Below are 23,465 nucleotides of genomic sequence, written 5' to 3' on the forward strand. Positions count from 1 at the left end.
CAAAGGACCTCGAAATCCGCTATCGATGCTTTGAGGAGCAACCCAAAATGACAACCACGATTCTTCCCGCACTGGCAGCCATGCCGGCCCATGCTTGGGGACCGGGATACGGACCGGGCTGGTTCATCCTGATCCCGATCTTCTGGATCCTGCTCATCGGCTTCTTCATCTTCTTCAGCCGCCGCATGTACTGGCGCCATCGCGTCCAGGGCGATCCCACGAGCGCAGAAGGTGTGCTGCGTGAGCGCTACGCACGCGGAGAAATTGACGAGACCGAGTACCGTCAACGCCTGGAAGTGTTGCGCGCAGATCGGAAATAAGTCTTCCGAACGCCGATGATCGGCGCCGAACCACGGGTGGAACGCGCCCGTGGTTCGGTGTGCGCCGGGGCAAAAAATGCTTGGGTGACGCAGGCAACACATGCCAAAAGAGTTATATGTCGCGACTTGGACAGGATTGCAAAAAGTCCCGGAAGTACGGGCCAACGCGCCTATTGCCGCGCGATTGCGGGAAGTTCATGCCCGAAAATGAATCAGGATATTTGGTATCACCTTGCAACGATCAGGTGCTACACATGCATAGCACGTAAGCTCATGAACATAGGAACCGAGATTTTCAGTTCTTACGACTGAAATCGTCGCCCTACTCGCTAATCGGGAGTGACCCTTGAGCAGTATGAGTTCCACTTTGTCCCCCTCGGCCCCGGAGCAACGTGTATCGCGTGGTTCCGCAGGAGCCAACAACTACCGCCACCTGAAGATCCGCGTTCGCGATGCCGGCCTGCTCGGTCGCCGCAAGGGCCACTACCTTGGGCTTGTCAGCGTCCTGGTGGCCCTTCTCGGTGGAGCCGTCACCGGCTTTGTGCTGTTGGGGGACAGCTGGTATCAGCTGCTCATAGCTGCCGTCATTGGCGTCATCCTCACCCAGTTCGCATTTCTTGCCCATGAGGCCTCACACCGCCAGATCCTGACATCGGGTCCGGCCAACGACAAGATCGGCCGCTTCCTGGCCAACTTCGTGGTGGGCATCAGCTACCAGTGGTGGATGAACAAGCACAACAAGCACCATGCCATGCCCAACACCATTGGCAAGGACCCGGACATCGAATGGGACACCATTTCGTTCCAGACGGAGGACGCCCAGAAACAGAAGGGCTTCCTGAAGTGGATCACCGAGCGACAGGGCTACCTGTTCTTCCCGTTGCTGACCCTCGAGGGCTTCAACCTGCACATGCGCTCGATGATCTACTTGTTCACCGGCGACCGGGTCAAGGACCGCCGACGTGAAATCATCTCCATCATCATCAGGTTGTCCCTCTACGTGGCGGCCATCTACATCTTCCTGCCGGTTGGCATTGGCTCGGCGTTCCTGGGCGTGCAGCTCGCGGTCTTCGGTGTGTACATGGGCGCCTCGTTCGCACCGAATCACAAGGGCATGCCGATGATCCCCAAGGAGTCGCGCATCGACTTCTTCTCCCGCCAAGTGCTGACCAGTCGCAACGTCATGGCCCGCTCGACCTTTGGCAATCGCGTGCTCTCGCACGTATTCGGCGGCCTGAACTATCAGGTGGAGCACCACCTGTTCCCCTCGATGCCCCGCGCCAACCTCGCCGGCGTCGCCGAGATCGTGCGCGAATACTGCCACGAGCTCAAGGTCCCGTACACGGTCACGTCCGTAGGCCAGTCCTACGCACAGGTGATCACCTACCTGAACAAGGTCGGCCTCTCGGCCCGCGACCCGTTCGACTGCCCGATGGTCGGCGAGTTCCGCGCCTACAAGTAGACAGGTCTGGACGTCGTCGACCGATCGCTCGGCTGACTGCGGAACTTGAATATTTCACATTGCCCCCGGCGCCGTTCATTCGGTTCCGGGGGCTTTGTGCAATCTGCTGGCCAGCAGTCTCTGGCGATGGTTTTCGGCAAATTGTGACAATGTGACAATTTGTGTGGCCCACTTCACGGTTTCGCCTGTCGGTGGGTCAAAGTGCTCGGAGTGCGACCTCGGCGTTCGCGCAAAAAGGTCGGCTCAGTAGGCTGAATTCAAGCACGAAAACCTTCGCTAAATTCAGCGCATTGACTGGCTTTTCGGGCCCATTGCATCGAGCCGGGTTTGGGTTTCCCTGCATGGCGGACATTGGCCCCTGCTTTGTTTGGTGAATTAGGTTAGTCATACCTAAGCTAAGTGGACGGGCTCACTTATGAACCTGTCTGACCCGCCGGATACTCTCACTCCATAAGAAAGCGCCGATCCATGACGATTCGTAAAAACGTGCTGGCTGGCATGGCCCTCATTGCCACCGCCGCCCTCAGCTTGACCGCATGCTCCGCAAACGCACCGACCACAGGAGAATCGGATGCCGGAGGAATCACGGTCTATAACGCACAGCACGAAAGCCTGACCCAGGAATGGGTTGACGCCTTCACCAAAGAGACCGGCATCAAGGTCACCGTACGCAACGGCTCAGACACCGAAATGTCCAACCAGATCATCCAGGAAGGCACGGCCTCGCCGGCTGATGTTTTCCTGACCGAGAATTCTCCCGCAATGGCGCAGGTTGAGAATGCCGGTCTCTTCGCAGACATCGACAAGGCCACCAGCGACCAGGTGCCTGCCGAGTTCCGACCGTCCACCAGCAAGTGGACAGGCATCGCAGCACGCTCGACCGTGTTCGTCTTCGACCCTAAGAAGATCACCGCAGACCAGCTGCCCAAGTCCATGCTGGACCTGGCTAAGCCGGAGTGGAAGGGCAAGTGGGCCGCTTCCCCGACCGGCGCCGACTTCCAGGCCATCGTTGCAGCACTGCTGGAACTCAAGGGCGAAGAAGCCACCACGCAGTGGCTTGCGGGCATGAAGGAAAACTTCACCGCCTACAAGGGTAACTCCACGGCCATGAAGGCAGTCAACGCCGGCGAAATCGACGCCGCGCTGATCTACCACTACTACTACTATGGCGACCAGGCCAAGACCGGCGAGAACTCGAAGAACGTCACTCCGTACTACTTCAAGAACCAGGATCCTGGAGCATTCGTCTCGGTTTCCGGCGGCGGCGTCCTCGCCTCCTCGAAGCACGCGGAGCAGGCCCAGGAATTCCTGAAGTTCGTCACCGGCAAGAAGGGCCAGGAAATCCTCAAGGACGGCACCTCGTTTGAATACGCCGTTGGTTCCGAGGTTGCTTCCAATGAGAAACTGGTACCACTGAAGGAGCTCCAGGCTCCGACCGTTGATCCGGCCAAGCTCGACTCGGCCAAGGTCACCGACCTCATGACCAAGGCAGGACTGCTGTAACCCGGATGAGCAAGACTCAATTGGTTCCCGCGAAATATCGGGAACCGAAGATGGCGGGCGGGGGCACCAAGCCCCGCCCGCCATTGGGCGTTTCAACGCTCGTCATTTTGGCAACATTGATTGCCTTGTTCTCCCTGGTTCCCCTGGGCTACGTCATCTACATGACGGTGGCCACCGGCTGGGACACCGTAGTCGAACTCATCGTCCGCCCGCGCGTGGGTGAGCTGCTGCTCAACACCATTTTGCTGGTGCTCGTCACGCTGCCGCTGTGCCTCGTGCTGGGCGTGGGCGGTGCCTGGCTGGTGGAACGCACCAACCTGCAGGGCCACCGCTGGTGGGCGCTGGCGCTGGCCGCCCCGCTGGCGATTCCCGCTTTCGTCAACAGCTATGCCTGGGCATCGACCATTCCTTCGCTGGCCGGCCTTGGCGCTGGCACCGTGATTGCCACGCTGTCCTACTTCCCGCTGGTGTACATCCCCGTCGCGGCGACCCTGGGACGGCTGGACCCAGCCATCGAGCAATCCGCGGCCTCGCTGGGCCTGGGACCCTGGGCCGTGTTCTTCCGGGTGGTGCTCCCGCAGCTTCGCATTGCCATGGCCGGCGGCTCGCTGCTGGTGGCCCTGCACCTGCTTTCGGAATACGGCGCCTTTGCCATGATCCGTTTTGACACCTTCACCACGGCGATCATGATCCAGTTCCAGTCCACCTTCAACGGGGCCGCGGGCAACATGCTTGCCAGCGTGTTGGTCCTCCTGTGCATGTTGCTCCTGCTGGCCGAGGCCAAGACCCGCGGCAACGCAAGGTATTCGCGCGTCGGGTTCGGGGCGCAGGGACTGGCCACACGCTTGCGGCTGGGACGCCACGAGATCGCCGCCCAACTGGCATTGCTCGCGCTGTTCGTGCTCTCCCTGGGCGTGCCGCTGTATTCGGTGGTCCGCTGGCTGGTCGCCGGGGGAGCGCCAATCTGGGACCCCACCGAGTTCTTCCCGGCATTGGCCCAGACCATGGGCTACGCGCTCACCGGCGCGCTGGTCACCTGCGTGGTGGCTTTCCCCATGGCGTTCCTGGCCGTGCGCCATCCCAACTGGTTCAGCAAGCTTTTGGAGCTGTCCAACTACATCACCAGCTCGATGCCCGGGATCGTGGTGGGCCTGGCCTTTGTCACCGTTGCCATCAGGCTTGTCCCCGGGATTTACCAAAGCGCGTACGTGTTGCTGGCCGCCTACGTGCTGCTGTTCCTCCCGCGCGCGCTGGTGAACTTGCGCGCCGGGCTCTCCCAGGCACCGCGCGAACTCGAGGAGGCTGCCCGATCGCTGGGCAGGTCTCCGGCATTGGCTTTCTTCCGGGTGACCCTTCGCCTGACGGCCCCGGCGGCGGCCGGGGGAGCGGCACTGGTGTTCTTGGCCATTGTCAATGAATTGACGGCGACCTTGCTGCTGGCACCCAACGGCACCCGCACCCTGGCAACCGCGTTTTGGGCCAAGAGCAGCGAGATCGACTACGCAGGCGCCGCCCCCTATGCCTTGTTGATGATCCTTATTTCCTTGCCCATGACCTACCTGCTGTTCCAACAGTCAAAGAAAGCGGCCGGACAGTGACCACCCAGATTCCCCAGGCCCACAAGTTCTACGGGCTCATGCCAGCCGTCAAGTTCCTGCGCACCAGCAACCTGGTCAAGAGCTTTGGCAACAAGGAAGTCCTCAAGGGGGTTGACCTCGCCCTGAACGAGGGCGGAACCACCGCAATTGTCGGGCCTTCTGGATCCGGCAAGACCACCCTGCTGCGGCTGATCGCGGGCTTCGAGAACCCGGATGCCGGAACGATCGAGTTGAACAACCGCACGGTGGCCGGGGACGCATGGGTGCCGGCGCACAAGCGGGAGATCGGATACGTGGCCCAGGACGGGGCGCTTTTCCCGCACCTGAGCGTGGCCCAGAACATTGCCTTCGGTCTGGACCGATCCTGGAACCTTGCCGGTCGCCGGGCGAATGCCCGGCGCGTGGCCGAGCTGCTGGATATGGTCTCCCTGGAGGCATCCATGGGGGAGCGGCGCCCGCACGAGATCTCCGGTGGGCAGCAGCAGCGCGTGGCATTGGCCCGCGCCCTGGCCCGCAAGCCCAAGCTGATGCTGCTGGACGAGCCGTTCTCGGCCCTGGATGCCGGGTTGCGGGTGGCCACGCGCAAGGCCGTGGCCGATGTCCTGCATGCCGCGGAGATCACCACGATCCTGGTCACCCACGACCAGGGCGAGGCGCTGTCCTTCGCCGACCAGGTGGCGGTCATGCGCGGGGGAAGGCTGGCCCAGACAGGCACACCGTTCTCCGTCTACACCCGCCCGGCGGACCTCGACACCGCAGAGTTCCTCGGGGATGCGGTCATGCTCGATGCGTTGCTGCAGGGCTCGTTGGCCACCTGCTCGCTGGGCGGCATTCCCGTGCGGCACGCGACCGTCCAAGGCCGGGTGCGCCTGATGCTGCGCCCGGAGCAAATCCGGATCACCGCGGACGGACCGATCAAGGGGACCGTGGTGGACACGGTGTTTTTCGGTCCGGAGACGACGGTGCGGATCAGGCTCTCCCCGGTTCCCGGGCTGGCCGGCGGCGGGGAGGTCATCACCATCCGCCATTGGAACGCGTCGATGGCGCGGCCCGGCATGGAATTGAACCTGCGGGTGATCGGCGAGGGCGTTGCCTTCGCCGCCGAGTAGGGATCAAGGAGTCACGGAAATGGCCGTGGCCCGTTCCCCTTCAGGGGCGGGCCACGGCCATTTACCGTTGCGTGTTCGAAGCGTTAGACGGTGACGTCCGCGGTGTCTGCGACGGGCTTGCGCTTGTCGAAGACGGTGGCCCCGACTTCCTGCTCGGCCTGGTTGGTGATCGAGAGGTCGATCCCGCTGCGGTCGCGCAGCAGTGACACCGCGGTGAGCGAGATCAGGGTCATCACCAGGAGGTAGATCGACACCGCGGTGGTGGTGCCGGTGGCCTGGACCAGCCAGGTGGCGATCATCGGGGCGAACGCGCCGCCGATGATGGCACCCAGGGCGTAGGAGATCGAAACGCCGGAGAAGCGGACCGAGGCCGGGAACAGTTCGGAGTACAGGGCCGCCTGCGGGCCATAGCCCAGGCCCAGTCCGACGGCGAAGAGCGCGAAGGCCAGGTAGAGCATGGGCAGCGAGGCGGTGTTGACCATCCAGAAAAGCGGGAAGACCACCAGCGCCTGGCAGGTGAAGCCGATCTGGTAGGTGCGCTTGCGCCCGATCGTGTCGGAAAGGTAGCCCGAGAGCAGCGTGAAGAGGAACCACATGGCCGCTGCGAAGGCGACGGCAACCAGCACGTCGGTGCGCTCGAAGCCGATCGGCCCGTTGGGGTTGGTGGTGTAGGCCTGCAGGAACCCGCCGGTGGTCATGTAGCCGGCGGCGTTGTTGCCGGCGAAGACCAGGGCGGCCAGGATGACCAGGAGCCAGTGCTTGCGGAAGAGTTCGACGACCGGGACCTTGGTCTGTTGCTTCTTGGCGGCAATTTCCTCGAAGATCGGGGATTCGTCCACGGCGCGGCGCACGATGTAGCCAACGGCGATCAGCACGATGCTCAGCAGGAAGGGCACACGCCAGCCCCAGGCCAGGAACTGCTCGCCGGGGGAGATGACTCCGGTCATCAGCGCCATGACACCCGAGGCTAGGAGCATGCCCAGCGGAACCCCGAGCTGCGGGAAGGCACCGGCACGGCCGCGGCGGTCCTTGGGGGCGTGCTCGACTGCCATGAGTACCGCGCCGCCCCATTCGCCGCCGGCGGAGATGCCCTGCAGGATGCGCAGCAGCAGGAGCAGGATCGGGGCCAGGACCCCGGCGGTGGCGTAGGTCGGCAGCAGGCCGATCAAGGTCGTTGCCGCGCCCATGAGGATCAGGGTGATCACCAGCATGGCACGGCGGCCGATCTTGTCGCCGTAGTGGCCGGCCAGGAAAGCGCCCAGCGGGCGGAAGAGGAAGGAGATGCCCACGGAGGCAAAGGCGAGCAGCAGCCCGATCTGGGCACCCGCCGGCTTGAAGAAGAGGTCGGCGAAGATCAGGCCGGCCGCCGTGGCGTAGATGAAGAAGTCGTACCACTCGATGGTGGTCCCGATGATCGTGGCAAACGCCACCCGGCGCGAATTGGCGCGCTGGGCCGGTGTCTGGCTCTGGGCATTGCTCATGGTGCTCCTCTTTGAGCGGGCTGCTCGTCATGGATCGATTTGGTCTGCGGTGTGCCGGTGTTGCCCCGTGGTAATACCGGTTTGGTAACCAAAGTCACCTTCAAGTGTTGCAGGCCACAATGATTGAGTAAACTTCAAATAGGTGTACAAGATTATTGATTGGACTGAAGAATGGCTCGATTCTCCCTGCGCCAGCTTGAACTGCTGGCCGAACTCCCGCGACACTCGACCCTGGGCTCGGCGGCGTCGGAACTGCACATCTCGGAGTCGGCGCTCTCCCAGGCGATCACCGCGGTCGAGAAGATCGCCGGGGAACAGCTCTGTATCCGCCGCAAGTCGCACGGGGTGAGGATGACCCCGGCCGGCCAATACTTCGCGGCCAGGGCCGCACGCATCGTGGCCGATACCGAGGAATTGTCGGATTCCTTTCCCCGATCCGATGGCTCCCTGCGCGGTCCGGTGTCGATCGGGTGCTTTGCGTCCTTTGCCAGCCACGTGGTGCCCTCGACGCTCGAGGGCTTCCGCGCCCTGCATCCGGGCATCGATGTGACGGTGCGGGTCGGCACCCACGACGACCTGCTTCCGGCGTTGGAAAACGGGGAGCTGGATATGGCGCTGGTCTATGACCTTCTGCTGCCCCTCGGGTTCGCCAAACGGAAGATCTACGAAACACGGCTCGAGGTGGTGCTGCACCCCGGGCACCCGCTGGCTGCCAAGGAATCGATCACGCTGGCGGAGTTGGAAAACGAGCCGTTGATCAACTACGAATCCACCCCGAGCACCGAGAACACCCGCAGGCTCTTTGCCGAGGCGGGACTTCATCCCAACGTCGCCTATTCGCTGCCACAGGTGGTGCTGGTCAACGCCATGGTGGGCCGCGGCCTGGGCTACGCGCTGTTGTATGCGCGGCCCAACAACCCGCCACACGCCCTGGACGGATTGCCCGTGGCCATCAGGAAGCTGGAGCCGCCCAACAGCCCGAGCGCGGTCGTGGCGATCTGGCCGCGCGCTTCGACGCTCGGACCCCGGGCGGAGGCACTGCTGGAACACTGCATCACGGCCATGGACGGTGCCTGGGCCAGGGACTGAGCCACGGTGCGTTATGCCGGTATCGAGACGGCAAGGGACGTCTTGGCCAGCGCCTTTAGGCTGAACCCCGGGTCGGTGAGCGTCGCGGGGTCCAGCGCGATTCCCCGGCCCACCAGCTTGCGGGCCGCAATGTGGTCGGCCGCGGAGTTCACCGATTCCACGGCCACCAGCACCCCGTCGCGCAACAGCGCGATGGAGAACTTTCCGCTGGCCGGATCCCCGAGCAGCACCGGAAGGTCATCCGGGTGGGAGATCCCGGCGATCTGCAGCCGGAGGTTGCCCTGGGTGCTCCAGAACCACGGGGTTTCCGCGTAGTCCGTGTGGTGGCCCATGATGCTGCGAGCGGCATGCCGCCCGTGGTCGGTGGCGTTCTGCACGGATTCGAGCCGGGTGCGCGATCCCGTGTGGGCGTTGGGGAAGGAGGCGCAGTCTCCGACCGCCAGGACCCCGTCGGCCGCGGTGCGCAGGCCCGAGTCCACCAGGATCCCGTTGTCGGTGGCCAGGCCCGCTGCCTCAGCCAGTTCGGTGCGCGGCGCCACGCCCACCCCGTAGAGCACCAGGTCCGCCGGGTACCGATCGCCGGTGGTGGATTCGACGACCAATCCGTTCCCGGCCCGTTCGATGGAAGCAACGCCCTCGTTCAGGCGCAGGTCGATGCCCTCGTCCCGATGCCGGGTGGCGAACCACTCGGATGACGTTGCCGAGAGCGCACGTCCCATGGGACGCGGGGCGAATTCCAGCACCGTGACTTCCAGCTCGCGAGACCGTGCGGCAGCCGCGAATTCCAGGCCAATGAACCCGGCCCCGATCACCACAACCCTTTGGGCGTTGGCCAGCGCCGCCTGCAGGTTCTGGGCATCGTCGAGCGTGCGCAGCGCATGGACACCCGGGAGCGAAGCGCCCGGGCAGGGCAGCTGCCGGTTGGCCGCTCCGGTGGCAAAAACCAGGTGGGTGTAGCCCAGGGTCGAACCGTCGGCCAGGGTGACGCGGCGTGCTGCCGTGTCCACGGCGACCGCGGCGCCGGGCCGCAGCGTGATGTCCTTGGAAGCGAAGAAGTCCGGGCCGCGCAGGGGCAGGGCTGTGCCCGCTGAATCGGCAGCCAGGTAGTCCTTGGACAGCGGCGGGCGCTGGTAGGGGAATGCCGCCTCGTCGTTGAGGATGGTGATTTCCCCGGCGTAGCCCTCGGCTCGCAGGGAGTCTGCGACCTGGACGCCGGCCTGCCCCGCACCGATGATGAAGGTGCGTTCAACCATGTTCGTTGCCATGGCGGTTACACCTGGTCCGAGGGAACATCGACAACGATGTTCGCCAGCGGTCCGGACATCTTGATCTGGCAGCCCAGGCGCGAGGCATGGGTGCGCTCGGCGGTGGTGCAGTCGAGCATCTCGTCCTCGTCGTCACTGACCTCCGGGAGCTGTCCGGCAAATTCGGGGCGGACGTAGATGTGGCAGGTGGCGCACATGGCCTGTCCGCCGCATTCGCCGACGATTCCCTCGATGCCGTTGGTGACGGCGGCACGCATCAGCGAGGTGCCTTCCTCGACGGTGATCTCGGCGGCCTCGCCGGTGGACTGGGTAAAGGTAATGGTGGGCATGGAAGAAAGGCTCCTGGAAGAACTGAGGGTGGGGGTGAAGGAAGTTACGGGGGAGGGGATTATCCCCAGGTGACGGGCATCTTGGTCATGCCGCGGAAGACCCAACCGGCATCGACGCTGGCGGCCGACGGGTCCAGGCGCAGGTCCGGGATCCGGTCGAAGAGCGCCGGCATGGCGATCTGGGCGACCTGCGCACGGGCGATCCAGGTGCCGGCGCAGAAGTGGACGCCGCCGCCGAAGCCCAGGTGCGGCTTCTTGGGGCGGAAGATGTTGAAGGCTTCCGGGTCCTCGAAGACCTTTGGATCGCGGTTGGCCGCGCCCAGCACCACGCCGAGCCGGGAGCCGGCGGCCAGGTGCACGCCTTCGAGCACCCCGTCCTGGGTGGTTTCGCGCGGGTACATGCCAATGGGAGCAACCCAGCGCACGGATTCCTCGAACGCCACCGCGTGCAGTTTGGGGTCGTTGCGCACGGCTTCCAGCTGCTCCGGGTTCTTCAGCAAGGCCCAGACGGTGGTGGCCAGGACGTCGCGCGGTTCGTTCAGCCCGCCGCCGATGGTCATTTTCAGGTTGGCTCGGATGGCCTCGAGCGGGATGGGCATGGAGGCGAGTCCCGAGAGCAGGGAATGGTCGGGTTTCTTGGCCAGGACCGGCAGCATCTCGTCAATGGCGGCATCGACCTCGGCGGAGGACACGGCGGCCTTGGCCCAGATCTCCGGGTCGTCGGCGTAGTTGCCGGTGCCGTCGATCAGCGTCTGGCTCCAGCGCTGCAGGTCTTCCTGCGTGGAATTGTGGAAGCCGCAAATCAGGCGAAGGTTTTCCGCGGTGTAGGGGGCGGCGTAGTCCCAGACGAAGTCGGCACCCGGGCCCTTGGCAAGCAGTTCGCCGAGGTACTTCTCATGGTTGGCCGCGAAGATCTCGTTCCAGTGCTTCTTGATGGTGCCAGGGCGCAGCGTGGCTCCGTAGGAATCGCGGTCCACCTGGTGCTCGGGGTTGTCCTTGCGCAGCATGGAATGGCCCATGGAGCGTTTCATCAGCGAGTTCTTCTCATCGGCGGAGAAGCGGGCCTCGTCCTGTTCGATTTCGTGGCAGGCCGCGTAGGAGGTGACCATGTAGCGGTTGACCGCCGGCACCCAGTGCACCGGGGACTCGGAGCGCATGCGTTGGTAGATCGGAAACGGGTTCGTATACAAGTCCGGGATGGTCACCCAGTCGGCCACCGGTGCCGCGACTCCGGCTCCGTTGGTTGCCGCCGGCGCTACCTGCGGTGCTTCGGCCGCCTCCGCAGCGGGCACCGCTGCTCCGGAGAAGGGACAGATGGCGGTCGGTGCGTTGGGGGTGCTCATGGCGGTGGAACTCCTGCGCTGGGTATCGGCTACGTGACCTCAAGTGTGACCCGGCGCATAACATCAGGTAAAGTACGAGTTTCAGTGAAGTATCCACGGTTTTAGCGAGGTGTTGCGTTGCGGTATACATTGCGGCAATTGGAATGTTTTGTCGCCGTGGGCGAGCATGGCTCGATTGCCGCGGCGGCCGCAGCCATGATGCTTTCCCCCTCGGCAATCACGGGGGCCCTGAACGAACTCGAACGTGCCTTCAATTCGCAGCTGACGATCAGGCGGAAGGCGCACGGGGTCAGCTTAACACCGTCGGGCCAGTATGTTCTGTACCAGGCGCGCGGATTGCTGCACGCGGCGGCTGATCTGCAGGTCATGGCGGTGGACTCCGGAACCACTCTGCGGGGCAAGGTGGCCGTTGGCTGCTACTTGTCCCTGGCCCCCACGGTGCTGACCGAGCTCATGGCCGAGTACGGGAGCCGCCATCCGGATGTGGAACTGGACTTCTACGCGGGCACTCAGCAGGAAATCCACGAGCGGCTGCTTTCCGGAGAACTCGATGTGGCCATTGCCTATGAGCTCACCGTTCCGCCCGGCCTGGCCAGGAAGCGGCTGCGCGATGCGGTGCCAGCCGTCGTGCTGCCGGCGGACCACCGATTGGCGGCACAGGAGAAGGTGGCGCTCGCCGAACTTGTGGACGAGCCGATGATCCTTCTTGATGTGAACCCGAGCCGGGAGAACACCGAAATGATGTTCTCCGCTGAGGGGCTGGTCCCGTGGATCCGCTTCCGCACGACCGACTTCGAGGTGACCCGCTCGATGGTTGCCCGCGGCATGGGATATGCCATCTTGGTCCAGCGACCGGTCGCCGACGTGTCCTACGAAGGGCGCCCGGTTGCGGTGCGCCCGATCCACCCTGCCATGCGCCACGTTCCGATCTCCATGGTTTGGAGCGAAGGGGTCCGGCTTTCCAGGAGCGCCGAGGCCATGCTGGATCTTGCTGTCGAGCTGCACAAGCAGCAACCTCATCAGACCGTGGCTGTTACCAGAGCGCACGATTCCAATATGGCGAAATGACCATGATCAAGGCGAGATCGATATCTCCTGTCGGGCCCAACTAATGTCACCTCTGAGCTGCCTAACCGAAGAGGCCGCTTTGGAGAATGTTGATGACGGCGGGTCCGAGAATGACGATGAACAACACTGGAAAAATACACAATAGCAGTGGAAAGAGGACTTTTACTGGCAGCTTCATGGCTTTTTCTTCGGCCCGTTGCCGGCGCTTGACACGCATTTGTGAAGCCTGCACTTTTAGCACCCTAACGATGCCGATCCCATAGCGGTCGGCTTGAATCACTGCACGGACGAAGGATTTCAGGTCAGCTACGGACGACCGCTCTGCCAGTGCCATGTAGGTCTCGGCTCTGGAGCGTCCTAGCTGCATTTCCTGCAACGCCCTACTCATTTCCTGGGCCATCGGGCCGGGGCTGTTTGACGCTACCCTTGCCATGGCAGATTCGAAGCCAAGCCCGGCCTCGACGGAAATTAGCAGTTGGTCAAGCACGTTGGGTAGCTCTAGTTGAATGGCTTCCTGGCGTTTGATCCCAGCGTTGTATACCAACAAATCCGGCAGGAAAAAGCCCAGTACGAGCAACGCTATTGCCAAGATGAACAACTGAAGGACAGGGCTCATCAGGAATGCTAGGGAGCCTAATCCACCCAAAACCAAGGCTGAGATGGGTTTCGAAACGATTAACCGATCTAGGGGCCATGCTGAAGGACGACCAGCCATGGCCAGTAATCGATCCAGTTTTGCTGCGTAGGTTCCAGAAACAAGATGACGAGCTAATGCAGTGAACTCGGATACCCTAGCTGCATCTTCGCCAGGATTAAGCTGTGTTCTGCTCAGATTTTGCTTGATGAGTACCAGCTGGTTGCGGTCTACCGACACAAAGCTCCAGGTTAGGAACGCTAGCGGAATTGTCAGCAAAGCAATAGCCGCCCAACCTATGAATTCGATCCCCATGTTGTCCACCCTCCTAGAACTTGATTTGAATTGTGCGGCTCATCCAAAACGACCCAATGCCCAGCATGATCACTGCGACTATGGACATGAATATGCCTATTGGATGAGTAACGAGCATGCCGATGTACGTGGGATTAATGAACGCGAGCATCAGCCCCACACCGACTGGCAATGCAACCAAAATGTAGCCGGAGATCTTTCCTTCCGCTGACAATGCCCTGACTTGACCCTTGATCTGTGCCCGCTCGCGAATAGTTTCTCCAACTTGGTCCAGCACCTGAGCCAAATCGCCGCCAACCTCACGGTTGATGAGAATGGCTTCCGCAATCCAAGAGAAATCCTCGGAATCCATGCGTTTTGCTATTTCCATCATTGTTGACTCAGGGTCTCGTCCCACGCGGGCTTCGTTGACAATGCGACTTAGCTCCTCGGACATCGGTGCCTCAAATTCTTGCACCGCGGAGTCGAATGCTCGCATGACGGAGTGCCCGGCGCGCAAGCTGCCGGAAAGTGTCATTATGAGGTCAGGCAGTTGCAGATCGAAGGCGCTGCGGCGCTTGGATTGGCGCAAACTCAACACGGCCCATCCTATAACCGGTACCAACAGTGCGAGCAGAAGGGCTCCCAAGGGGCCCATTGCCGCAAATCCAAGTAATCCTGCCACGATCGAACCCGCGGACAGAAGCACCAGGAACTCTGACGGTGCAATTTTCAGACCTGCACCTTCAAGGGCAGCTCGATTGAAGAGCCGTCCGCCTTGATAACCAACGCCGCGTTCGACCGCCCCCACGGCAGCTCCGCTGAAGCGCGTGAGCAGTGAATGTCGGGTGTCGGTAACGTTTCCCTGGCGTCGGCGATCCAAACCTACGTCGGCGCTTGCCGGACGGAGAACCACCAACAGGAGCAGCAAGATTGCCCCCAACGCTGCTGCGATCCCTCCCATCGCGAGCAACATATTCATGATTACCGCCTCCCGACGCCGGCGACTGTGCCCCCGGTGGCCATGTTTCCGAAGATTCCCGGAGGAACTGAAATGCCCACGTTCTGGAAATGCTCGATAAACCGTGGGCGTACACCCGTGGGGATTGGCTTTCCGAGGAACCTGCCATGGGCATCAACGCCCGCGCTGTAATCGAACAAGAACGCGTCCTGCAGCGTGACCACGTCGCCTTCCATCCCCTGGACCTCGGTAACGTGGGTGACGCGTCGACTTCCATCTCGCAAGCGAGTCAAGTGCACGATGAGATCCACAGCGGACGCGACTTGTTCGCGGATTGCGCGCAACGGAAGGTCAAGACCCGCCATAAGCACTAGCGTTTCCAAACGCGCGATAGCGTCCCGAGGGGTGTTCGCGTGAACAGTGGAAATCGAGCCGTCGTGGCCGGTATTCATTGCTTGGAGCATATCTAGGGCCTCCCCGCCACGAACCTCACCAACCACGATGCGATCAGGCCGCATGCGGAGGGAGTTTCTCACAAGATCGCGAATGGTTACCGCGCCCTTCCCCTCGATATTAGCGGGGCGGCTTTCCAATCGGACCACGTGTTCTTGCTGGAGCTGAAGCTCGACTGCATCCTCGATGGTGACAATGCGTTCGTTGTTGGGAATGAACCCAGAGATCACGTTCAGCAAGGTGGTCTTTCCGGTTCCAGTACCACCAGAAACTATGATGTTCAGACGGGCCTTGACGCAAGCATCAAGCAGGTGAGCCATGTCGGTGCTTAGCGTCCCATAGTCAATCAAATTGCGAACGGTCAACGGCACTTGACCGAACTTGCGAATAGTCAGACTTGGGCCGTTGACTGCCAACGGCGGAATGATGGCATTGACACGACTACCGTCCTCCAACCGTGCATCGACAAGTGGTGACGATTCATCAATGCGGCGCCCCACGCGGGAAACAATACGCTCAATTACCCGTCTCAGTTGCTCTTCGGAACTGAACCTCGCGTCCTCCAATTCCAGCCGACCGCCGCGTTCGACATAGATTTGTTGGAAATGATTTACCATGATTTCGGTGATTTCCGGGTCATCCAAGAGCCGCTGCAAGGGGCCCATGCCTAATACCTCGTCACCGATGTCCCGAATCAAGCGGCGTCGTTCTTCCGGGGAAAGCGGAACGCTCTCCGCATCTATGACCTGGCTGAGTTCCTCTCGGGCCATCTTGCGAAGGGCTTCTTCTGTCATGGACGGATCGGTAATGCGTGATCCGAGCCGCTTGAACAGTTCTTCCCCAGCTCGGGCCTTCAGCGCAGCCAGACCGTCAACGTTGTTGCGCTGTTGGGCCTGGGTGGTTGTGGTTCCCCCCATACGAGCCAGCATTCCGTTGGGTTTTGTCGAGTCTGCCCGTGCGGGTTCGATTACGGGGATAGTGAAGGGATCCGTGTATTCTGGCGCAGCGTCGTCTACTGATGGTTCATTGTCAAGAATGGAATCTTCCTGGACGGGAACCGAGAAGTGATCAGTAGGATTGTCGTCTTTGCGTAAGGCATTGAGCCGTTCTGACAGATTCATTGCAGCACCTCTCTCCTGTGAGCGCTCTTACGCAGGGCATCCTTCGACGAAGGATCGAACCGACGCGCAAATTTGTCCAGATTGCGCCATGCCGGCCCCCTAGATTTCTCCGCGAGAAGCGGAACGCCCTTGTTGGTACTGAGCGAGACTGAGCGAGAGACCGGAATGACGGCATCAATCGGCAATCCGATCGACAGCTCAACGTCCTGAACGGTTAACCCAGCGCGCCTGTCAGCAAAGTTCAGCACAACGTGACGTCCCTCTGGGACCAGCTGCAACTCACGCAGCACAACGAGCCCGTTGTTCAAGCCGCGGATGCTTGGAACGTCCATGCCACAGACCCAGACTGCATCCGTTGCCATTTCAAGAGCCGCCAAAAGGTGCTCGCCTAAGCCAGGCGCTGTATCCAGCACCACGTACTGGAACTCGGCAGCAAGCTGACTCACCAAAATGGCAACTTGTTCTGCGGAGATCAGGTCGGCATCCGCCGGGTTCTTTGGCCCGCACAGTGCATAGACACCGGACTCTCCCACGCTTAGGTAGGCCTTGAGCACCATGGAATCCTGTGCCGCCGCCCCGAATACGGCATCTGTAATCGTGTGCTCCGGTTCCAGGTTGAGCGCACTTGCCACATCTCCGAATTGTAGGTCGAGGTCCAGAATCACCACACCCATGGGTGCAAACTTGGATAGCCCAACAGCCAAATTGGTTGCAACAGTGGTCTTGCCGACCCCGCCCTTGGGCGACATCACAGCGATGACGCGCCCACGTCGCCGTTCGGAAGTGCCATCACCCGATTGCCGGCGCCGGCTTTCGGTGGTCAGGCAGTTTCGTTCCAAAAGCAGGCGCAGTTGTTCGGGTTCGGAGCCTGGTTCGGCGATGTCGCGGATGCCCGCCCGCATGGCGCTCATGATGAGTTCAGAATCTGCCGGGGCAGTTAGAACCACCGAGATATCAGGGTGCAGCAGATCCATGGCCGTGGCCAGATCCAATGCAGCTGTTCTGCTGACATCGGGTCCGAACATCAACACATCGGTCGGCTCGCCGAGGCTGCGCGCGAGCAACTCCTGCGGAGCAAGCTGTACAGCGGCCGCCGAAATTCGCTGAAGATTTCCGGGTAGTGAACCGCGAATGGCTAGCTGAACAACCTTTTCAAAGTCCGGCTGGTCTGTGAGTAAAAGAAAGCGGCTCATTTGAGCACCTCGTTAATAGTGATTGGAGTCTTGTCTCCGGAGGGTGTGTCTTCGCTCTGCTTAGTGAGCCAGATGCTTCCAAATTCCTGGCTGTGAATAATCTTTTCAGCCTGACGAGTATCAACGGCAAATGTCACGTAGGCCGAACCTGACGGCAAGGCGGCTACGTCCTTGCTTGACGGTGTCTCTTCCTGGCTTGCTATTTGGATGGCAGTGATCAGAACCTTGTCATAGAGAAGCTTGGTGACCTTTTCGTCTTCGGCGTCCTTATTGGCTTTTTCCTTGACCGTGTAGTTGCCGTAAATGCCAACGACGTCTCCGGCCCTCAGCATGGACCCTACGACCCGTGCCGGTTCCAGCAGGACGGTGACTTCTTGCATTTCCTTCGGAACGGCAACGGTTCCGGGCGTGAGCAAGGATTCTTCCGACACGAGCTTGGCGGCCAGCAACTGCTCGCCGGTCACCATGGCTTGGGAGAGCACCTTTCCGTTCATGTCCTTTAGTGAGGAAACGGCCTCCCTGGTGACGGCCGCAGCTGGTAGCTGCTTGGTTGTCAAGAATTGCCCCAATTCCTTGACAGGTGTGCCGGCGGGTACATCCTTTGTTGCAACGAGTACCTGAACCGGATTCAATGAAGCCTGCGCTCGCGCATCCGCCGCATTGACATATGTATAGAGAAGTACGGCACCGACAATCGCCAGAACGAGTGCGGCGATGCCCCCCAGCAGCCGTGTTTTCATGAAATGCCCCCAGACATGTTTTTTGTTTTCACTGCGAAGAGGGATCTTCGCGATTGTGACTATTCCTTAATTGATTAGCTGCGTAATTGTGGCGCCGTAGTTCTTGCCGCCGCCACCATATTCAACGTCTTCGTCATCAAAGACGTATCTAATGAACTTGCCCACGAACCCCAGGTCGGAGTTCTGATATTTTCCGTCAGCGATTACCTTCTTCGCCTCGGGCAACTGGAAGTCCAATAGCTCGTCATTGTTCTTGAAGTGCCAGCCGCGGATGTCTATGGCCGCGTACGCATAGATCTTGAATTGGCCACCGGTACCGGTCCCTTTGACGTCGTCGAAAACAGGCAAGAGGACGATGACAGGTACCTGTGGGGTGGCCGATAGGTCGGCTTTCCACTTGGTCAAGATCTTTTCACAGCCGGTCTTGAAATCGTTTCCGGTATCAGTCAGCTCCCAACCGCCAATGATGGTGTCGACAGAGCAGCTTCCTGCTGGTTCCTGGTGCAGCCATCCGAATCCACCGGGGATCTCGTGTCCGGACGAAGTGCTATGGCACGCCCCAGGGGCGGTCGTATCCCCGACTCCATGACTTTGCAGAAATTGAAGTGATCCGTCAAAGGTCGGTGATGAATCTATTTCGCATTGAGAAAACGCCAACGGGAACTTGGTGCTCAGTCCACCGGGTGGCCCCCAAATCGCCGTTGCCGTGGCGCCGACTTGCACACTTGAGAATGTTGGATCCAAGATTCGCGCAAACCAGGTCGATACCGTGTTCGTCGGCGAACCCGTCTCAGCGGCAGCAGTCTTAACGGTTACTTTTTTATTTGCCGTATCCAGTACGACAGAAGGAACCAGGGAGCTCGAATCGTTGGCATTGGCGTCAGCTAGCTGACGCGGAATGGTAGATACGGATGAGCACTTGGTATCTAATTCGTTGGCCCCGCATATCGACGCAAGTGCCAGCGCCCCGGCATCAGCACCATTTTGTAATTGTGCCTTTTCCCAATAAAGTTTTCCAACATCGATAGAGATGGCGGCAAAACCCAGTAAAGCCACCATCAGGACGGCGACCATGATGCTTGAGGCCCCGTCTTGAGCAGATCGCATTGTCCGCCAGGATTTCGGGATCAACCGCCACATCGCATGGCTCCTTTCCCTGTCAAGGTAGTGGAGCTAAGGAAATCGAACCATCCGGTGAGTGAAGAGTAAGACCGAGTTACCGTAATGATTGCCGTGGTGCCGCTCGGACAACTTGATGCAGGCAGCGCGGTGGCCGTGACGGGGCCCAAAGCGGGCGCCGCCTTTTGAACGGCAGTCGAGAGATTGAAGCCTGTTTGGCCATGATGTATCGCATATTCTCGGGCGCCTTCCCGAGCCGCCTGAGTCAAAGATATTTGCTGATTAAAGAGGTATCCAAATTCTACAATTCCGAGAAGAAGAGTCATTAAAATTGGTAGAATAATTGCAAATTCAACTGCTGAAGCGCCTCGTTGGTCATGCTTAAACATGCTCCTACCCTCCCCAAATGGGCCGTGAAGCGGATGTGGTGTGAAATGCGATGGGCGGGTCGTTTCCGACCCGCCCACCTCGTATTGCGCGAGTGGATCCCGGTTGGATCGTTGGTCGTTACGTGGCCTTAGGGGTGAGCTGTACCCCAACCTTGTCGAACATCGTGTCCAGGTTCGTGCCGATCAGGAAGACTGCGACCATGACGACGACGGCAATGCCGGCGACCATGATGCCGTACTCCACGGCGGTTGCTCCCTTTTCATCGCGGCGAAGCTTGTTGCCGACGGTCTGCATGGCAAAGTAGATGTTTGCGAGCATGGTGTTCATGTTGTTACTCCATTTTCTGCGTCAAGAAGGTGCGACATTTATCGCCCCCCAGCGAATCATTCTTGATGAGAAATTATGAAGGAATGAAGTGGTCCCCAAGTATCTAGACCCCATCCGATGCCTACTGCCTCTGGCAGCCCCCCAATCGGTTCCCCAACCGCTGGCATCTAGCTTGGAGTCTAGGAGAGATTGTTGAAGCTGTAAAGAGGTATTCCTGAGGATCTCTTGTTTGCTTGGGAATCTCGTGAGCGCTTAACTTTAGGAGGGATGGAGTGCGGCTCGTCAGATTCTGGAGCGGTGCTGACATCCCAAGCCCGGTAGTGTTGTGGCCGTGGGCTGAGAGGAGTGAGCGGATGCTGTCGTTCTCGAATTTCCGGAGCCCTCGAACGATCTTCGGGGTGGAGTCGGTTGCGCGGCTGATGGCGTCTGTGGGACTTCCGGGGCGCCCTTGGGGGCGAAATATGCGCAGATCTTTTCTCCCATTCCTTCAGGGTCTGGTGACGTGTCGAGGAGCGGCCAATCACCAAATTTCTCGAGCAGGGCATAGGCCTGTTCGGGTCCGTCGGTGGCGGGGCATAGTAGGCCAACTGCAGTTTCTGATGGGTGTTCAAAGGTCACCTCTTCGACCTTGTCGACGGCCCCAATCAGTTCGGTGGGTAGGAAGCGTTGTATCACTCTGAGGTGGTCGTCCCCTGCAACGAGTGTCGACGGCACCTCACAGGCAAGGTCTTGCTTCAGGCATTGCTGCCCGACGGTATCCTTCTGGACCCGGCGCCGCATGTCTTTGACCATGGAACTTCCAGACTTGACTATGTGAAACGTGTCCAAGAGCATGACAGCTCTGGCCCGTCGCTCATCAGGGGTGTTGGCGTAGTCGAGGAAGTTGCCGAGAGTCGCGACTGGATTCCCGGCCTTGCACCAGCCGGCGTAGGCCTTGCTCCTGCATCAGAGCGCCGGGTCTAACAATCGGGTGCAATTCTGCCCTACGCATCCCAGGTGTGGTCGAATCACCCGGTCAAGCCCCCGGTCGCTGAGGATTTTGTGTGCTTCCGGATGCGCTCGTCTACGCCGATGGTGGTGACGCCGCGCAGGAGGGGCGACTGGTTCACAGCTGGGCGCCGAACCTTTGGCGATGTCCCCGATGGTGTGTCCGTGCACTCCGTGCGATCGACGATACCGCGCTCTATCTTGTTCCTTCTGCTGTTCTTGCGCCCAGTGGGAGGCCCTCACGGTAGGTTTCTTCCGTGCTCCAATGCGGTGGTGTTCTTGGGTGAGCGTCAGCAGGTTCCGTGGCAGCGAATTGCCTGTTTGCTTCAGTTCACGGCCACGGTTGAGTCCTAGTGCGTGTCTCCCAATGGAAATGTCTCGAGGACGGCGCTCCAGATATACACGGCGTGGCCATCCCGCGCCACTGCTTCGGGGCGTTGAAGCTGCGCTCGACAACGTTGCGTCGCTTGCAGGCGTCCCTGTTTTAGGCGCCCGGCCTTCCGCCTGCGGACCCCATGCGTTTCCGGTTGGCTTTCTGGACTTCCTTTTCGGGGATCACACACTGGATTCCGCAGTCCCGCAGGTATTTCCGGTTGCCTCGGGAGGAGTATGCCTTGTCGGCCATGGCCCGGACCGGGCGTCTGCGGGTGGCCCGGTGAGGGGTTCTTGACGTTGACGGTGTCCAGGAGGTTCTCGAACATCGGGGAGTCCCCGCCCCTGCTCGGGCCCGATCATCAGTACCAACGGGCGCTGCTTTCCGTCGACCAGGGAATGGATCTTGGTGCTCGGCCCGCCGCGGGACTTGCCGATGGCGTGGTCAGGAGGCTCTTGGCGAAGATTCTTGTAATTCGACAGGTCCCCCGTGTGGCTCGGGACGTTGGTGCCGTGCTGGTGGGCACGGTTGATCATGGAGTCCACCGACACCTCCCAGTTGATCAGGCCGCGGCTCTCGGCGTGGCCCAGCAGGACCGCAAGGACCGTCCCAGGTGCCGTCGGCGGCGTAGCGGCGGTGGCTCTTCCACACGGTCTTCCAGGACCCGAAGTGCTCCGGCAGGTCGCTCCAGGGGATGCTGGCGCGGTAGCGGTGGATGATGCCCCCGACGACCAGCCGGTGATCCTTGAACTGATGCCCCGCCCTGCCTGAGGAATCAGACATCAACGGGGAGATCAGTTCCCATTGGACGTCGGTGAGGACGACGTAATGGGATTTCACCCCTCAATCCTGCCAAACCACACCATTCGGGACTGGGAGACACGCCCTAGCCGGGAATATCGTGGATCGGCACGCTACGCCGCAAAAGCTGGTTACCGTATTTGTGGCATCTTCGAAGTGGAGTGGTTCATCGAGCTTCCTAGTACCGCGTCAGGCAACCTTTGCCAGTTTGATGAGTGAGGCGCGGCGGATGACCTTGCGCAGCTTGGGATCGGTGGTGTGGTTGTTGCGCCAGATGATGAACTTGCGGATCATGCTTCCCGGATCCTTGTGGCTGGGGTGGTCGGTGCCGTTGAGCGCGAAGTAGCGCAGGGCGGTGAACTGCGGCTCGATCCGGTTGAGCCAGGAGCTGTAAAAGGGCACGTAGGCGAGTTCGACGTTGTTCGCCGCGGCCCAGTCCCCGACCCGGGAATCGACCTTGGTGGACAGGTGCGGGGCGTCGTTGTCCATGACGATGGCGATCCGTTGGTTCATCGGGTGCAGCGAACGCACGTACCGCATGAAGGCCAGGAAATCGGTCCGCCGTTTGTGGGCCTTGACGTGTCCGTAGAGATTGTCGTTGGACAGGTCGTAGGCGGCCATCAGGTGCCTGACCCCGTGGGGGCGCTTGTAGGTGGCCCGCCGTCGGCGCCGGCGCGGGGCGTCCTGGTCCTCGGGCCCGGTGGCGGCCGGGGCCCATTGGTGCCCGGGATGCGGTTGCAAATTCAAGGGCCCGAATTCGTCGACGCAGATGACGACCTCCGGGTCCCCGTCCCCGGGTTCTGCCTTGCCGTCGACGATGTCATAGGGTTCCTGGACGCGCTTGGCCTTGGCCTCGTAGTCCGGGTCGTTGCTGGACTTCCAGGATTTGATGGGCTGGAAAGGAGACATCTTGTTCGCGCATGAGCATGCGCAGTCCCTCGTGGGAAATGTCCTCCACCACCGCCTTGTCCACCAGGTGGTCGGCCAGTTTCGACAGGCTCCAGGTGGAGAAAGGCAAGCCGTGGTTGGCGGGGCGGTCCAGGGCGATCTTCTTGATCTGCTCGCGTTGCTCCGGGCCGAATTTCGGTGGTCGCCCGCCGGCGTAGTGGGGGTGCAGCGAGTCGAATCCGTCGGTGTTGAAGTTGTGCAGGACGTCGCGGACCTGGTCCGGGCTGGTGAAGGCGACCTCCGCGATCGCCGCCACGTGCATGCCCCGGGCCGAGAGCAGCACCATCTGTGCCCGGCGCCAGTTCACCACGGGGCCGGACCCGCCGCGGCGCACGATCTGCAGCAACCGCGTTTCCTCGTCGTTGTCGAGTTCTAGTACCACCACGCGCCGTGACATTTCTGCCTCCCGGGGAAGCGGACTCCTGCAACACCAGCGTGCGCCGAATGCATCACGCACGCAACGGGAACGGGATCGGCCGATTCACCCCAGGCAAGCAATCCTTGCCAGCCGCGGTACTAGGTGCTGTGAGCGGCACTCTGGCACAAACGGAAAGATT

At 61.0% G+C, this 23,465-nt stretch carries 22 protein-coding genes; 7 read left to right on the forward strand and 15 right to left on the reverse strand.

What is annotated here, in order from left to right:
• Positions 1-47: 47 nt before the first annotated feature.
• From FPY90_RS18275 to FPY90_RS18295, 5 genes are all read left to right on the forward strand, one after another.
• The gene (locus tag FPY90_RS18275) at positions 48-320 is read left to right on the forward strand and encodes an SHOCT domain-containing protein (protein WP_071215931.1); all 273 of its coding nucleotides are present in this window, start codon (positions 48-50) and stop codon (positions 318-320) included.
• A gap of 355 nt (positions 321-675) precedes the next feature.
• A complete protein-coding gene (locus FPY90_RS18280) occupies positions 676-1,782 on the forward strand; it encodes a fatty acid desaturase family protein (RefSeq protein ID WP_071215930.1) in 1,107 nt (368 codons plus the stop codon).
• Between the two features lie 468 nt (positions 1,783-2,250).
• Positions 2,251-3,285 (forward strand): iron ABC transporter substrate-binding protein, encoded by a 1,035-nt coding sequence (locus FPY90_RS18285; protein WP_498682623.1) that lies wholly within the window; start codon positions 2,251-2,253, stop codon positions 3,283-3,285.
• 50 nt (positions 3,286-3,335) lie between these two features.
• The gene (locus FPY90_RS18290) at positions 3,336-4,883 is read left to right on the forward strand and encodes an ABC transporter permease (protein WP_498685610.1); all 1,548 of its coding nucleotides are present in this window, start codon (positions 3,336-3,338) and stop codon (positions 4,881-4,883) included.
• A 38-nt stretch (positions 4,884-4,921) separates the two neighbouring features.
• Positions 4,922-5,992 carry an ABC transporter ATP-binding protein gene (locus tag FPY90_RS18295; protein ID WP_498685611.1) on the forward strand — a complete coding sequence of 357 codons (1,071 nt, stop codon included), beginning with the start codon at positions 4,922-4,924 and terminating at the stop codon, positions 5,990-5,992.
• An 83-nt stretch (positions 5,993-6,075) separates the two neighbouring features.
• Here the strand turns inward: FPY90_RS18295 and FPY90_RS18300 are convergent, their stop codons facing one another.
• The gene (locus tag FPY90_RS18300; protein WP_498682624.1) at positions 6,076-7,473 is read right to left on the reverse strand and encodes an MFS transporter; all 1,398 of its coding nucleotides are present in this window, start codon (positions 7,471-7,473) and stop codon (positions 6,076-6,078) included.
• Positions 7,474-7,644: 171 nt separating this feature from the next.
• Here FPY90_RS18300 and FPY90_RS18305 point away from each other — a divergent pair, with 171 nt between their 5' ends.
• Positions 7,645-8,562, forward strand: a complete 918-nt coding sequence (locus FPY90_RS18305; protein WP_498682626.1) for a LysR substrate-binding domain-containing protein — start codon at positions 7,645-7,647, stop codon at positions 8,560-8,562.
• An 11-nt stretch (positions 8,563-8,573) separates the two neighbouring features.
• Here FPY90_RS18305 and FPY90_RS18310 read toward each other — a convergent pair whose 3' ends face one another.
• From FPY90_RS18310 to FPY90_RS18320, 3 genes are read right to left on the reverse strand one after another with little or no spacing between them, the layout of a single operon-like run.
• Positions 8,574-9,827, reverse strand: coding sequence for an NAD(P)/FAD-dependent oxidoreductase (locus FPY90_RS18310; RefSeq protein ID WP_498682628.1), 1,254 nt, complete (start codon positions 9,825-9,827; stop codon positions 8,574-8,576).
• 5 nt (positions 9,828-9,832) lie between these two features.
• Entirely contained in the window at positions 9,833-10,156 is a 324-nt protein-coding gene (locus FPY90_RS18315) for a 2Fe-2S iron-sulfur cluster-binding protein (RefSeq protein WP_498682629.1), read from the reverse strand.
• A gap of 59 nt (positions 10,157-10,215) precedes the next feature.
• The gene (locus FPY90_RS18320; RefSeq protein WP_498682630.1) at positions 10,216-11,499 is read right to left on the reverse strand and encodes a cytochrome P450; all 1,284 of its coding nucleotides are present in this window, start codon (positions 11,497-11,499) and stop codon (positions 10,216-10,218) included.
• A gap of 156 nt (positions 11,500-11,655) precedes the next feature.
• On the opposite strand from FPY90_RS18320, the gene FPY90_RS18325 reads away from it, so the two are divergent.
• Positions 11,656-12,567, forward strand: a complete 912-nt coding sequence (locus tag FPY90_RS18325; RefSeq protein ID WP_498682633.1) for a LysR substrate-binding domain-containing protein — start codon at positions 11,656-11,658, stop codon at positions 12,565-12,567.
• A gap of 61 nt (positions 12,568-12,628) precedes the next feature.
• Here FPY90_RS18325 and FPY90_RS18330 read toward each other — a convergent pair whose 3' ends face one another.
• The 11 genes from FPY90_RS18330 to FPY90_RS18380 form a co-directional block, all read right to left on the reverse strand.
• The gene (locus FPY90_RS18330) at positions 12,629-13,516 is read right to left on the reverse strand and encodes a type II secretion system F family protein (RefSeq protein ID WP_498682634.1); all 888 of its coding nucleotides are present in this window, start codon (positions 13,514-13,516) and stop codon (positions 12,629-12,631) included.
• A gap of 13 nt (positions 13,517-13,529) precedes the next feature.
• A complete protein-coding gene (locus FPY90_RS18335) occupies positions 13,530-14,477 on the reverse strand; it encodes a type II secretion system F family protein (protein ID WP_498682635.1) in 948 nt (315 codons plus the stop codon).
• A 2-nt stretch (positions 14,478-14,479) separates the two neighbouring features.
• Entirely contained in the window at positions 14,480-15,838 is a 1,359-nt protein-coding gene (locus FPY90_RS18340; RefSeq protein ID WP_498685613.1) for a TadA family conjugal transfer-associated ATPase, read from the reverse strand.
• Positions 15,839-16,026: 188 nt separating this feature from the next.
• Positions 16,027-17,223 (reverse strand): CpaE/TadZ family protein, encoded by a 1,197-nt coding sequence (locus FPY90_RS18345; protein ID WP_498682637.1) that lies wholly within the window; start codon positions 17,221-17,223, stop codon positions 16,027-16,029.
• A complete protein-coding gene (cpaB, locus tag FPY90_RS18350; RefSeq protein ID WP_498682638.1) occupies positions 17,220-17,963 on the reverse strand; it encodes a Flp pilus assembly protein CpaB in 744 nt (247 codons plus the stop codon). The genes FPY90_RS18345 and cpaB overlap by 4 nt, the downstream gene beginning before the upstream one ends.
• Before the next feature lie 66 nt (positions 17,964-18,029).
• Positions 18,030-19,103: a pilus assembly protein TadG-related protein gene (locus tag FPY90_RS18355; RefSeq protein ID WP_498682640.1), complete on the reverse strand. Its 1,074-nt coding sequence runs from the start codon at positions 19,101-19,103 to the stop codon at positions 18,030-18,032.
• The gene (locus FPY90_RS18360; RefSeq protein WP_498682641.1) at positions 19,091-19,471 is read right to left on the reverse strand and encodes a TadE/TadG family type IV pilus assembly protein; all 381 of its coding nucleotides are present in this window, start codon (positions 19,469-19,471) and stop codon (positions 19,091-19,093) included. The genes FPY90_RS18355 and FPY90_RS18360 overlap by 13 nt, the downstream gene beginning before the upstream one ends.
• Positions 19,472-19,589: 118 nt before the next feature.
• Complete coding sequence (locus FPY90_RS18365; RefSeq protein WP_498682643.1) at positions 19,590-19,799, reverse strand: Flp family type IVb pilin; 210 nt, start codon at positions 19,797-19,799, stop codon at positions 19,590-19,592.
• Positions 19,800-21,603: 1,804 nt separating this feature from the next.
• Positions 21,604-21,942 (reverse strand): transposase, encoded by a 339-nt coding sequence (locus FPY90_RS18370; protein ID WP_498685614.1) that lies wholly within the window; start codon positions 21,940-21,942, stop codon positions 21,604-21,606.
• 207 nt (positions 21,943-22,149) lie between these two features.
• Positions 22,150-22,869: a transposase gene (locus FPY90_RS18375; protein ID WP_498682644.1), complete on the reverse strand. Its 720-nt coding sequence runs from the start codon at positions 22,867-22,869 to the stop codon at positions 22,150-22,152.
• Positions 22,781-23,293: a helix-turn-helix domain-containing protein gene (locus FPY90_RS18380; RefSeq protein WP_498682646.1), complete on the reverse strand. Its 513-nt coding sequence runs from the start codon at positions 23,291-23,293 to the stop codon at positions 22,781-22,783. The genes FPY90_RS18375 and FPY90_RS18380 overlap by 89 nt, the downstream gene beginning before the upstream one ends.
• Between the last annotated feature and the right edge of the window lie 172 nt (positions 23,294-23,465).

Source organism: Arthrobacter sp. C2 (assembly GCA_024207135.1).
Taxonomy (GTDB): domain Bacteria; phylum Actinomycetota; class Actinomycetes; order Actinomycetales; family Micrococcaceae; genus Paeniglutamicibacter.